Source organism: Lysinibacillus sp. JNUCC-52 (assembly GCF_015999545.1).
Lineage (GTDB): Bacteria > Bacillota > Bacilli > Bacillales_A > Planococcaceae > Lysinibacillus.
The window spans coordinates 4432086-4443564 of record NZ_CP065546.1 but is presented as its reverse complement, the minus strand read 5'-3'; the positions used below and the strand labels follow the sequence as shown (position 1 = coordinate 4443564).

The window sequence follows — 11479 nt, the reverse complement described above, 5'->3', positions numbered from 1 at the left end:
TTCAAATTTTATTTTGAACGCTTATAAAACGGTGTTTCAACTGTCACTACTTTTAAGTGCTTACCACGAATTTCAATTTCCAATTCAGTTCCGATTGTTGCGAATTGACTGTCAATTAATGCGTTACCAACATTACGTTTAGAAGAAGGAAGCTGAGTACCTGTTGTCACTTCACCGATTTCTTTACCATCTTTGAACACTTTGTATCCATGACGTGGAATCCCTTTATCGATCATTTCAATACCTACAATTTTACGCGCTAATCCATTTTCTTTTTGCTCAACTAACGCATCATGACCAATAAAGTCTTCTTTATTTAATTTCACAGCAAAGCCAATGCCCGCTTCAAGTGGTGAAATGGTAGCAGATAGTTCTTGCCCATAAAGTGGCAGTCCTGCTTCAAAGCGTAGAGTATCACGGCAGCCTAAGCCTGCTGGCACAACGCCTTTGTCTTTTCCAGCCTCTAGAATGATATCCCACAATGCTTTAATGTCTGCTGGCGCACCATAAAGTTCAAAGCCATCTTCTCCTGTATAACCACTGCGAGAAACTAATGCTTTATGTCCTGCAATTTCTACATCATCTTGGAAGCGGAAGTATTTAATTGCACTTAAATCCGTTGCTGTTAATGATTGAAGGAGCTCTTCAGCTAATGGCCCTTGCAGAGCGATTTGAGCATATGAATTAGATTGATTATCAATTGTCACATCATATTGATGTTGGTTTTCCATCATCCAGTCATAATCTTTTTCTATATTTGCCGCATTGACACATAGTAAATAATGATTGTCTGCTAGTTTATAAGTTAATAAATCATCGACAACGCCACCATCTTCATAGCACATCGCATTGTATTGCGCTTGACCTGTAGCAATTTTCGAAATGTCATTTGACAACAGATTTTGTAAAAAATCTAAAGCCTCAGGACCAGTTACTAAAATTTCACCCATGTGTGACACATCAAATAAGCCTGCACGATTACGCACTGCATCATGTTCTTCTTTAATAGAAGAGAATTGTACTGGTAATTCCCATCCACCGAAGTCAATTGTCTTACCACCATACTTTGCATATTCGTCAAATAGAGGTGTACGTTTTAATTCGTTCGTCATTACTATTGCCTCCTTATTGTTAGTATCATTTTTACTGGTAGTAGTTCGTCTGCTTTTTCGACATCTTAAAGGGCATAAGTCTATATACGTAGCAAGCATTCATACTTGCCGATTGTACGTTTGACAAATGTCTAGACATAAAAAAAGACAGACGAACCCCTTTTCGGGATTCTCTGTCCTTGCACCTGAAAGTTACACCAAACTAACTCGCATAACGAAAATGCCAGGTAGTAGGCTTTCCCCTTTGGTGGCTGTTGTATTACAGCTCTCTCCAGAGTTGCGTCTTGTACGAGTCCTTTTACCTGAGAGATTCATAGCCCTTTGCTACTTGCTCCTTCGGTGGCGTCTACACGCGCTCTCCCCGTACAATCATCCGCCCAAGATTACTCTTGGTACTATTTAGTATTCAATGTACAAAAAGTTACCTTATTAGTCTATATCCTAACATTGATTGTATTGAAAAGGCAAACATTTTTTAAATTAACTTAAAAGACGAATATTATCACCTTTTACTTTTACCATCGTTCGCTTTTCAATCTTTTCACTTGAAATACTAAATACTCGAGAATGTGTCGAATTGTTCTACCTTCTGTAAGAACTTGAATATGTCCTGCTTCACGATAGAATTTTCTTCTGTAATGATACAGCTCTTCTAGCTGTTCCTTTGTTGAGCTTTGTACAATTGGTCGATTTGGATCATGCTGTATTCGTTTATAAATATCTTCGAATGTCGCATCTAAAAAGAATACAAGTCCACTGCGTTTCATAATTTTCCGATTTTCCCCATTTACAGCTACACCGCCACCTGTAGAGATAATACATGCCTCGTCGCGGAAATTTTTCAAAAATTCCGTTTCTATTTCACGGAAACGAGCCTCTCCATATTTCTCAAAAATCTGTGGAATCGTCATTCCCTGCTGTCTGACAATTTCATGATCCATATCATAGTACGGTAACTTTAATAAATAGCTTAACCTTCTTCCTAACGCACTTTTCCCGCAGCCCATAAAGCCAACTAAATATATTTTTCGCATTCGAATCACCTTCTTACTACGATTCTACACTGTCTGACAAAATTTGTCCTAATAAATTTATCGTAGCTCGAACATTCATCTTTTCTAGTCCATTATATGTTCGAAACTGAATCTCATAAGACATGCAATACGCAAGAACAAAAGTAGTTACAAAAAATAATAATGCAATTGCGATTAAAAATACAGCCCCTCTATCATTTTTCAAAAATTGGTACATAATAGGTCCGCTCCTTTTTTAACCCGCTTGGAAATTCGACAGCTATTGTGAGTTCATTATCATTAAGATCGAACTGACATTTATTAATTCCAATAAGCATTGGTACATGGCCGCCATTCACCTGTTCTCGAATCATATTGCGATAGCAATCAAAATGATGAAGAGTATTTGACGCTTGCAAAGTGATTCTTCTTTGATCTCTCCTAATTGTTATTGACGAAGCATTTGCTAAATGCATATTCATGTCGAAAACAAACAACTCCCACTTTGATTGTTCATCTGTTAGCATCGTTGTTTTCATATTAGCAGCCCAAAGGATAACCAATAGGAATAAATGACAAACTAGCACAAATACGATTAATTGAAACAACGCTTCCAGTAATGTATAGCCTTTTTCATTCATCGAATTTCACCTGTTTGTTGAATACACTTTTGACGCAGCTCTCGCGTGTTTTGAAACGTTACACATATTCCCTGTCCATCAAACAACCAGTGGTAGCTCACCTCGTCAATTGTCCTTACCCCTTCGACTTGCTGTAAAAACTGATACTGCTTCAAGCCTTCATAGGCTGTTTCAGCTGCAGCGACTTCAAGCTTTTGATTGTATAAATTCGTTTTCATCGTATAGCTAATAGGAATTATAGTTGTGCAGAGTAACATGAAAATAAAGACAGATAAGATTGTTTCGACAAACGAATAGCCTTTTTCATTCATTCAACTCTTGCTCTCCCTCGACCTAAAGTTATGACAACCTTTTTAGTCCCCATCGGTGTTTTAAAATACACCGTTCCTGGTGTCATGACATTCCCTTTAAAATTAAATCGTATCGTTTGGGCAGTACTCCTATCAGACAATAATTCAACCCCCTTCGGAAATGGGCGAATATAAACATTCGTATAAAAGTCCTTTTTTATACTATAACGATTTGATGAACCTTCAAATTTCATAAATATATACTCTTTTTCGTGCATACTGTACGTTTGTATATATTGAAGATCTAATTGAATTTGGCTAAAAAATCGTTCAATTTCTTTTGCTTCTACTACTTGTAACGAAAATTTCGTCACAATAGCTGTTAACGTCATTACAACAAACAACACAAGTAATATCTCGACTAGTGTATAGCCGCGCTCATTTTTTTGATAGTTCATTGACCATCAGCCTCTGTTAAAGAGGGTTGTTTGGCTAATCGAACCTCCCCTTTATTGGTAATAATGATTTCTTCTTTATTTGGACAAGTCTTTCCCTGTTCTTTTAAATAACCCTTTGATAGCAAATCTTCTAAAGTGGGATATTCCATAAAATCTACTCGATATGCCTCTACTTGCCCTTGCACCATAGCTATATAGGCAGTGCAGCCCTTTTCATCAATTGTCGCAAAATGTTTAGATACATTCGGAATTGAAATTAGTATTAGGATTGAAATAATCAACAAGACGATTAACATTTCAATTAGTGTAAATCCAGCTTCTTGTTTAATAAGTTTCATTGTAGGTACTCCTCCTATACTAGTTCTATCATGTGGTATATCGGCAATAATAAACTTACATAGGCAGCAACTATACATAACGCAATAAAAACAAAAAACGAAGGTTGTACAAAAGCAAGCATTCTCTGTAAAAGAAGTTCTTGCTTTTCTAGCAATAATTCACTATACAGTGTTAACTCTTTTCCTAAATAACCACTTTGTTCACCATGTTCTACAAAAGTCGAAAAATCATTTTGCCATACTGTTATAAAAACGACAGCCTGTGTTAACGAATCACCATATGTAACTCTTTCCTTTATACGACTTGCCAAATATTGAACATATGGTTGAAATTGTTGCTCTTCTAAAATTTGCAGGCTAGCTTGTAGAGAGAAACCACTATGAAGCAGGCTTCCTAAATACGCAGAAAATTGTCTTGTTATCGTTAATCGAAAATAACGATTAACAAAAGGTATTTTCAATATGACATAAAGCCTACGCGCAATCGACTGTCTTAATAGCAAACGTTGAAAAACAATACTACTACATGTCATAACAATGCCAACTATTACAAGTCCATCAGGGACATGTAATAAAAGTTTTGAGAAAGCAATACTTGTTTCTTCTCCTATTCCATTGTTACGGCTTAAAACCATTTTTTCTATGTTAGGAAAGAAAATTGTTCGAAATACTAAAAACAATAGAAGCAAAAATACAGTGAGTGTGATTGGGTACAAAAGTAGCTTTATAAATTTTCTCTTTGTCTCTTGGCTCATTGCCATTTGATTTGCGAGAACTTTTAATGCTTCAATCATATGCCCATTATTTTCAGCAATAGCAATAGCTATTAAATAATGCTTCGGTAGTTGTAATATTTCGAATACACCTATAACTCCTTTTCCTTGCCTAAGTGCTTCATCTACAAACAGTTGTACCTCCTCATGCTTTTCTACGTGATGTGGCAATAGCATGGAAACTGCTTGTGGAAACAAATAGCCTTCCTGTATTAATACACTTAAACGACTAATAAACTGAGCTTGTTCCTTTAGTCTCCATATTGTGGCTCTTTTATAATTCAATGTAAGCCTGTTAATAAATGTGCTGAGCTTTTGCATAGCTTTGCCTCATAATTTCTTCTTTTTGACCAGCAAGTGTTAGAAGATAGGGCAATTCATATACGAAATTTTGCTTAAGGGCATCTATGGCCTTAGCAAGATAGTCATCACTTAATATTTCAAACAATGCTTTTCGCCCCTCTTGCTGTTGTTGTATTTGTATAAGAATTTGAGCGACAATTCCTATTACGGTTTGACGAAGTTCTTCTTGAGAAACGCCCAAATCAATGAGCCGATAGAGACAACTTACAGAATCTTTAGCATGGATTGTAGAAAGTACCAAATGACCTGTTAACGCCGCTTCGATTGCAATCTTTGCTGTTTCTTGATCGCGAATTTCTCCAATCATAATTACATCTGGGGAGTGACGTAAAATCGCTTTTAAGCCTGTGGAATAGGTAATACCTGCTCGTTCATTTACTTGGATTTGGAGAAGATTAACTTGATTGTTCTCAACTGGATCCTCTAATGAGATTACATGGCGATGAAGGACAGATGTACAATGGTGAATTAAAGAGTACAGGGACGTAGTTTTTCCAGAACCCGTTGCACCGCAAAATAATAAAATTCCCTGTTGATTTTCAACAAGTTTTGTTAATTTTTGTGCTGCGCATTCGGAATAACTTAACGAAGTAAGTGGAAATGCATGATTTTGAAGTAGAAGCCGAATAATAAGGCTTTCTTTTAAATACGCGGAAGGAAGTGTAGAAACTCGAAAAGCAAAATGGTTTTGCTCAACTATTTTTTGAAATGAGCCGCTTTGAGGTTTACGGCGCTCACTAATATCTAATGCCGCTAAATATTTATAATAGGACACGATTCGCTCAGCAAGTTCGCTGGGGAGCTCACCTGCCTGTATCAACTTATCATATTTACGAAAATAGATGATATATCGACTTTCTTCCGGTATGAGTAATAAATCGGAAGCACCAAAATGATAGGCTTTTACTAAAAGATGCTCACTTTTTTGTTCTACAACAGATTCAAAAGTTTGCATATCGACACCCTCTTTCTAGTTCATTCGAATATGACCGCTCTATTCGTTATTTCCTAGTATAAAGGTGTCTGTGTTACGAGAAAAGCCCTTTTCCTAAAAAAAAATCTTGAAAGCCATTTCACTATGAAATCTAGATTTTTCAAAAAAAGTTGTGGATAACATACATTTTTTCACAAAATATGAACAAAACATGCGAAAAAGATAATAATTATGCCTAAAGAAACTGTAACTTTTCCAATAATACAATATAATAGAATCAACATGATTTTTTTCCTAGCTTTTGACCAACTACAATTTTCCAAAAAATTAAATAGAGGTGATGTAAATGATCCATCCATTAAAAATTACTAGTACATTAGCCGATGAAACAAGATATTCCATTTACGAGTATATTTTGAAGGAGAAAAAAACTGTAACAGTACAAAATATTGCTGATAAATTTAGCATACATCCTAACGTTGCTCGCCTTCACTTAACAAAGCTATCAGAAATCAATATTATTTCTGCAGATTTCGCAAAAACTGGTAAAGGCGGAAGACCTGGTCGTGTTTATAAGGCGTCTGAAAAAGGTGTTTCACTAACTTTCCCAAGACGTGACGAAGATCGTTTATTAAAATGGACAATTCAACTAGTGGAAGAATTAGGTCCAACCGCACTAACAAAATGTCAGGAAATTAGTTATCAAGATGGTTATCAGCAAATGAAAAATTATGTTAACGCTGAATTAAAATTAAATAATATGCTATCCTTTGAACAAAAGCTTCAGCTATTAACAGATAATGCCGCATTAATTGGCTATATTCCACAAATACAGCAGTCGGAAAATGGAAAAAAAGTTATCTTTTCTATTTTTAACTGCCCGTTCCAAGAGCAGCTTAATACCCATTCTGAGATTGTTTGTACTTTACATGAGTCTTATTTGAAAGGGCAATTAAACGCATTATTTTCTAATAATGAATTTGTTCAAATCGAAAGTATGGTACATAATTGCGATTTATGCAAATATGAAATTAACGTGACAGAAATCGATAGCTAAATTAAAAATCCATTTGTTTGTCACAAAGAAGCAGAAGTTCCAGTTTACAGACACCTTTCATATCATTTATAATGAGTAAGAGATTATTGTGTCGTGGGCAAAAGGAGGGGAAATCTTCATGGATAATATGTATAAAGTTATGGCATTCTGGACAGGTATTTTTGCAGTTATGTTCTACCTTGGTGGTATGAACGAGGTATCGCTATTATTCGTAGGTAATACAGGTTTATTCTTATTATTAGGCTTCTTAAACCTTTCAGAGCGTATGTACATGTACATTTTCGGAGCATATTTAACTGTATTCTTCGCTGGCTTCACGTACTATACAACATTCATACACGTACCTGGCGGCGGTCATTAATACAAAAAATCGCGTGTCTCAACATTTTGAGACACGCTTTTTTTATTTTGTATGCATACTTATTTCACTTTAACACTATTGTAAAACACGCATCCTATCTATGTCGATAACAATTAAAATCCGTTTAAAAATGGATTTGTTTCCATTTCTGCACCAACTGTTGTGTAATTTCCATGACCTGGGTAAACAATTGTATCCTCGGGTAATGATAATAATTTATCATGAATGGATGCAAGTAATAGTTTAGTCGATCCACCAAGTAAATCTGTACGTCCTACTCCTTGCTCAAATAATGTATCTCCAACAATGGCAAATCCATCCTGTTCGAAAATATATGAAATACTACCAGGTGAATGTCCAGGTGTAAATACTGCCTTAAAAACGAAATTACTTATTTCAAATTGCTGTTCTTGTTTAATAATATGTTCCTCAGCAGGAGCTGCTACTGTATAATCTGGTAATGCCGCATATTTACTAGAGCCATTTTTCGTCGGGTCACCTAGCCAGCTTACCTCTTTTTCGTGAATCCATAGCGGAATATTAAAAGTCTCCCTTACTTCATCCACCGCACCAATATGATCAAAATGGGCATGCGTTAGAAAAATGCCTATTGGCTTCAGTCCATTACTGCGAATTGCTTTAATAATTTTTGCAGCTTCTTCTCCTGGATCAAAAATTAAACATTCTTTCTCTTTATTCGATACGATATAACAATTCGTTTGGACTGGTCCAAGGGAATAGCTTCGTACGTTCATCATACTTATCACCTCAACTTCATATTATACATTCTTTGCCACAATTTGACGATAAAAGTTCATACTTTGCTCTATAATAGTCCTCGACAAAAACAGGTAGAACGTTTACAATTAAGGAGGAATATTGTTTACGACATTCATTTTCTGATGTCGAAAGGAGTGTCTTTTTTAATGAACTTATTAATGGTTATTTTTGGTCTAGTAGCGATTTTTGCTGTCGTTGGTACATTCCAAGCAATTAAAGAAAAGAACTTACTAAGTATTGTTTTCAACTTAGCGAGTGCTGGAGTATTCGGCTGGTTCGTCATTATGACAATCATTCATAGCGGATATCCACCAACGTTACACTAAAATTTAGACAGAAAAAGAGCAGTCTCTATGTGAGACTGCTCTTTTTCTATGTCGTAAATTACCTACAAATAAATGTTTAAAATTAGGAGGTAACTTTTAAAAAATTACGTTATGATATAAGTAAGTATTTTGAAGAAATGGAACAATAATTTATGAATTATTGATTCCTAACAAATACATAAAGGAGATTGTCATGAAACGGAAAAACATTTTTATCGTTATTTCATTATTAGTAGTCTTATCTCTAATAGGCATTACAGTGAAGAACCAGTTATTTAAAGAGGAATCACCAAAATTGATTGTAGATCAACAAAGCGGTTCTAAGTCGATTAACTTTAATACGTCATTAACTCGTTTAGATGAATCAACGACGACACTCCATGATTATAAAGGTAAAATTCTTGTTATTAATTTTTGGGCATCTTGGTGTGGACCTTGTCAGGAAGAAGCGCCAGACCTCAATACTTTTTATGAGCAGAAGCCTGCTAATGTTGAGTTATTAGCGATTAATGCCACTTCTAATGATAGTCGTGAAAATGCTATTAAATTTCAGCAATTATATGATTTGAAGTTCCCTATTTTTTTAGATAACGATCGATCACTTGGTAAATCTTTTGAAGTTTTGGCCTACCCTACAACCTTTATTATTGATACGGAAGGTGTTTTAAAGCATACAATTAAAGGGCAACTGACACATGAACACTTACAACAATTAATATCGAATCTTTAAGTTAGTAAATATCCTGTACGCCCTTACACATAGTGAAAATCATCTAGCAAAGCAGTATTAGGTGCATTTTACTATTTTATTGGGCTGTTTTCCTCCCATTGTGTTACCTTTCTAAATCGTAAAATTCCACTTCGCTTTCCGCGGGTACAAATGTAAGCCACAACCCTCGCTGTCGCGCGGCTTGTTGTGTCTTACATTTTGTATGTTCCCGCAGGAGTCTACTCGATTGGTAAATTTTCAGAATTGTTTGGGTGACTGGCACATAAAAATGGTGTACTAGAAATAATCTAGTACACCATTTATTGTTTTACTTCACTGCATTTTGTTTTAAATTACCTGTTTTTTCATCATAGAATCGGAGCAAGTCCCCATTGATGATAGCATCGGAGTTTTCCAATTCGGTTGTTGCACGATCTGCATATGGTTGGCAAGGCGCTACATCAATTTGTTCACCTGTTGCTTTGTCATAGCATGCTTCACCAGCATAAACATATTTATCTGTAATGAATCGTCCATCACGGAAAATAACGAAATCTTCATGCTCTGGTGAGAATAAATCTGCACCAAGCTGCATATCTTTTGATGTTTCAATACCCAGTAAATGTAAAATTGTTGGTCGTAAATCTATTTGACCAGAAACCTCTTCCATTTCTTTTCCTTCCCCATCTCCAGGGATGTGGATGAATAAAGGTACTTCTTGTAACAATGCATTATCATATGGTGTTATGCCATCTTTACCTAAATATTGTGCCATTGCTTTATTATGATTTTCAGAAATACCGTAATGGTCACCGTACATAACGATAATTGAATTATCGTAAACACCTTGATCTTTTAAATCTTGGAAGAAGTCTTTTAAAGCTTCATCCATATAACGAACTGTTTGGAAGTAACGATTTAATGTGCCTGAGTTTGATGTGTATTCAGGAATCATTACGTCTTCTGGGTCCAAAGTGAATGGATAGTGGTTCGTTAATGTTATCAAACGAGAGTAGAATGGTTGTGGCATGTTTTTCATCAACGCCGCAGATTGCTCCATGAATGGAATGTCCTTCATTCCCCAGTTGACAGCTTGCCCTTCTTCTACTGTATATGAATCTACATCATAGAATTTATTAATTTTTAAAGATTGATACATCATGTCACGATTCCAGAACGATTTATTGTTCGGGTGCATAACGTTTGTAAAGTATCCATTTTCCCCAAGGCGCTCTGCCATGGAATTGTACGTATTACCACCATGTGTAAAGAATACTGCACCACGACCAAGACCGAATAATGAGTTTTCTAAAATAAACTCTGAGTCAGATGTTTTTCCTAAACCTGTTTGATGGTAGAAATTATTGAAATAATACGTATCTGAATCTTTTGTTAAAGAATTTAAGAACGGCGTGATTTCGTGTCCGTCCATGTCATTATTAATTACAAAGTTTTGTAATGATTCAAGTGAAACAACAATTAAGTTACGATCTTTGTATTTGCCAAACTTATTTTCGTCGCTTGCCGCTTGGTTAGAACGAATGTAGTTGTTCACTTCTACTAATTCACTGCCATCCGCTAATGCGCGTTGTGCAGATGATTTAGACTGAATATAAATATCATATAAATGATAGTTGTACGTACCAATATTTTTTACAAGAAGTTCACGGTCAAAGCTTCGTGTTAACAATTGAGGACGCTCAGTTTCTGCTAAACCTAAGTTTAAAAATGTCATTGCAATTGCTAAAACGAAAAATGCACGTCGGAATTCAACGTTTACTTTTACTGCTTCTTTCATTCTTGGTAAATATTTATTTGCAATAATTAATATAAATACATCCGCAAAATATAAAAGATCCCAAGGGTTGATAATAGCTGCAGCTGAAGTTCCTAAATCACTAAAGTTACTTGTTTGGAATAATACTGGCAATGTAATAAAGTCATTGTAGAATCGATAGAACGCAACATTTCCATATAAAACAATTGATAATAAGACACTAATAGTAATTATATAACGATTCCGTATTTTAGGTGTTTTAAAGAATAATGATAATCCATAAATAAACAGTACAAAACTTAATGGATTGATAAACAATATGAATTGTTGCATCGCATTTTCTAACTTCAACTCAAAGCTTGTGTGGTAAACAATGACCGTTTTTATCCAAGTTGCTACGATTGCTAGTATCATAAATGAATGTTTAGGCCACTTTGTTAATTTCATTCCTAACATCCTCCCTATTCCTTACAAAAAAATAATAAAATTTATCAAACTGTTACAATTTATTACTGAAACAAAATATATCTTAATCCTTTTTTTACAG

At 35.1% G+C, this 11479-nt stretch carries 15 protein-coding genes and 1 riboswitch; of the genes, 4 read left to right on the top strand and 11 right to left on the bottom strand.

The window, feature by feature from the left end; translation table 11 throughout:
* Positions 1–8 precede the first annotated feature (8 nt).
* The 9 genes from gcvT to comGA form a co-directional block, all read right to left on the bottom strand.
* Complete coding sequence (gene gcvT, locus JNUCC52_RS21985; RefSeq protein ID WP_172771988.1) at positions 9–1112, bottom strand: glycine cleavage system aminomethyltransferase GcvT; 1104 nt, start codon at positions 1110–1112, stop codon at positions 9–11.
* A gap of 280 nt (positions 1113–1392) precedes the next feature.
* A riboswitch (glycine riboswitch) is annotated at positions 1393–1485 on the bottom strand.
* Between the two features lie 142 nt (positions 1486–1627).
* A complete protein-coding gene (locus JNUCC52_RS21980) occupies positions 1628–2146 on the bottom strand; it encodes a shikimate kinase (protein WP_172771989.1) in 519 nt (172 codons plus the stop codon).
* Positions 2147–2162: 16 nt separating this feature from the next.
* Positions 2163–2363, bottom strand: a complete 201-nt coding sequence (locus JNUCC52_RS21975) for a hypothetical protein (RefSeq protein ID WP_337980818.1) — start codon at positions 2361–2363, stop codon at positions 2163–2165.
* Positions 2341–2766, bottom strand: a complete 426-nt coding sequence (gene comGF / locus JNUCC52_RS21970) for a competence type IV pilus minor pilin ComGF (protein WP_172771991.1) — start codon at positions 2764–2766, stop codon at positions 2341–2343. Before comGF ends, JNUCC52_RS21975 begins: the two co-directional genes overlap by 23 nt.
* On the bottom strand, positions 2763–3077 hold the full coding sequence (locus JNUCC52_RS21965) for a hypothetical protein (protein ID WP_172771992.1): 315 nt from the start codon (positions 3075–3077) through the stop codon (positions 2763–2765). The genes comGF and JNUCC52_RS21965 overlap by 4 nt, the downstream gene beginning before the upstream one ends.
* Entirely contained in the window at positions 3074–3514 is a 441-nt protein-coding gene (gene comGD, locus JNUCC52_RS21960) for a competence type IV pilus minor pilin ComGD (RefSeq protein WP_337980817.1), read from the bottom strand. The genes JNUCC52_RS21965 and comGD overlap by 4 nt, the downstream gene beginning before the upstream one ends.
* Positions 3511–3852 (bottom strand): competence type IV pilus major pilin ComGC, encoded by a 342-nt coding sequence (gene comGC, locus JNUCC52_RS21955; protein WP_172771994.1) that lies wholly within the window; start codon positions 3850–3852, stop codon positions 3511–3513. Before comGC ends, comGD begins: the two co-directional genes overlap by 4 nt.
* A gap of 14 nt (positions 3853–3866) precedes the next feature.
* Positions 3867–4946 carry a competence type IV pilus assembly protein ComGB gene (comGB, locus tag JNUCC52_RS21950; protein ID WP_172771995.1) on the bottom strand — a complete coding sequence of 360 codons (1080 nt, stop codon included), beginning with the start codon at positions 4944–4946 and terminating at the stop codon, positions 3867–3869.
* The gene (gene comGA, locus JNUCC52_RS21945) at positions 4921–5943 is read right to left on the bottom strand and encodes a competence type IV pilus ATPase ComGA (protein WP_172771996.1); all 1023 of its coding nucleotides are present in this window, start codon (positions 5941–5943) and stop codon (positions 4921–4923) included. The genes comGB and comGA overlap by 26 nt, the downstream gene beginning before the upstream one ends.
* A 325-nt stretch (positions 5944–6268) precedes the next feature.
* On the opposite strand from comGA, the gene JNUCC52_RS21940 reads away from it, so the two are divergent.
* The gene (locus JNUCC52_RS21940; RefSeq protein ID WP_337980816.1) at positions 6269–6979 is read left to right on the top strand and encodes a helix-turn-helix transcriptional regulator; all 711 of its coding nucleotides are present in this window, start codon (positions 6269–6271) and stop codon (positions 6977–6979) included.
* 118 nt (positions 6980–7097) lie between these two features.
* On the top strand, positions 7098–7340 hold the full coding sequence (locus JNUCC52_RS21935; RefSeq protein WP_024361272.1) for a DUF2626 family protein: 243 nt from the start codon (positions 7098–7100) through the stop codon (positions 7338–7340).
* Between the two features lie 113 nt (positions 7341–7453).
* On the opposite strand, the gene JNUCC52_RS21930 is transcribed toward JNUCC52_RS21935, so the two are convergent.
* Complete coding sequence (locus JNUCC52_RS21930; RefSeq protein WP_337980815.1) at positions 7454–8098, bottom strand: MBL fold metallo-hydrolase; 645 nt, start codon at positions 8096–8098, stop codon at positions 7454–7456.
* Between the two features lie 168 nt (positions 8099–8266).
* Between JNUCC52_RS21930 and JNUCC52_RS21925 the strand changes: the two genes are divergently transcribed.
* Both JNUCC52_RS21925 and JNUCC52_RS21920 read left to right on the top strand, forming a co-directional pair.
* Positions 8267–8446 carry a DUF2759 domain-containing protein gene (locus JNUCC52_RS21925; RefSeq protein WP_172771999.1) on the top strand — a complete coding sequence of 60 codons (180 nt, stop codon included), beginning with the start codon at positions 8267–8269 and terminating at the stop codon, positions 8444–8446.
* Positions 8447–8639: 193 nt separating this feature from the next.
* Complete coding sequence (locus JNUCC52_RS21920; RefSeq protein WP_337980814.1) at positions 8640–9176, top strand: TlpA family protein disulfide reductase; 537 nt, start codon at positions 8640–8642, stop codon at positions 9174–9176.
* Positions 9177–9483: 307 nt separating this feature from the next.
* On the opposite strand, the gene JNUCC52_RS21915 is transcribed toward JNUCC52_RS21920, so the two are convergent.
* A complete protein-coding gene (locus JNUCC52_RS21915; protein ID WP_337980813.1) occupies positions 9484–11379 on the bottom strand; it encodes an LTA synthase family protein in 1896 nt (631 codons plus the stop codon).
* Positions 11380–11479: the final 100 nt, after the last annotated feature.

Excerpts from the sequence above, each read along its gene's own strand:
- JNUCC52_RS21940 (WP_337980816.1), top strand. The coding sequence starts at position 6,269 with ATGATCCATCCATTAAAAATTACTAGTACATTAGCCGATGAAACAAGA.
- comGC (WP_172771994.1), bottom strand. The coding sequence starts at position 3,852 with ATGAAACTTATTAAACAAGAAGCTGGATTTACACTAATTGAAATGTTA.
- JNUCC52_RS21930 (WP_337980815.1), bottom strand. The coding sequence starts at position 8,098 with ATGATGAACGTACGAAGCTATTCCCTTGGACCAGTCCAAACGAATTGT.
- JNUCC52_RS21975 (WP_337980818.1), bottom strand. The coding sequence starts at position 2,363 with ATGTACCAATTTTTGAAAAATGATAGAGGGGCTGTATTTTTAATCGCA.
- JNUCC52_RS21915 (WP_337980813.1), bottom strand. The coding sequence starts at position 11,379 with ATGAAATTAACAAAGTGGCCTAAACATTCATTTATGATACTAGCAATC.
- JNUCC52_RS21935 (WP_024361272.1), top strand. The coding sequence starts at position 7,098 with ATGGATAATATGTATAAAGTTATGGCATTCTGGACAGGTATTTTTGCA.
- comGF (WP_172771991.1), bottom strand. The coding sequence starts at position 2,766 with ATGAATGAAAAAGGCTATACATTACTGGAAGCGTTGTTTCAATTAATC.
- JNUCC52_RS21980 (WP_172771989.1), bottom strand. The coding sequence starts at position 2,146 with ATGCGAAAAATATATTTAGTTGGCTTTATGGGCTGCGGGAAAAGTGCG.
- comGB (WP_172771995.1), bottom strand. The coding sequence starts at position 4,946 with ATGCAAAAGCTCAGCACATTTATTAACAGGCTTACATTGAATTATAAA.
- comGA (WP_172771996.1), bottom strand. The coding sequence starts at position 5,943 with ATGCAAACTTTTGAATCTGTTGTAGAACAAAAAAGTGAGCATCTTTTA.
- JNUCC52_RS21925 (WP_172771999.1), top strand. The coding sequence starts at position 8,267 with ATGAACTTATTAATGGTTATTTTTGGTCTAGTAGCGATTTTTGCTGTC.
- gcvT (WP_172771988.1), bottom strand. The coding sequence starts at position 1,112 with ATGACGAACGAATTAAAACGTACACCTCTATTTGACGAATATGCAAAG.
- JNUCC52_RS21920 (WP_337980814.1), top strand. The coding sequence starts at position 8,640 with ATGAAACGGAAAAACATTTTTATCGTTATTTCATTATTAGTAGTCTTA.
- comGD (WP_337980817.1), bottom strand. The coding sequence starts at position 3,514 with ATGAACTATCAAAAAAATGAGCGCGGCTATACACTAGTCGAGATATTA.
- JNUCC52_RS21965 (WP_172771992.1), bottom strand. The coding sequence starts at position 3,077 with ATGAATGAAAAAGGCTATTCGTTTGTCGAAACAATCTTATCTGTCTTT.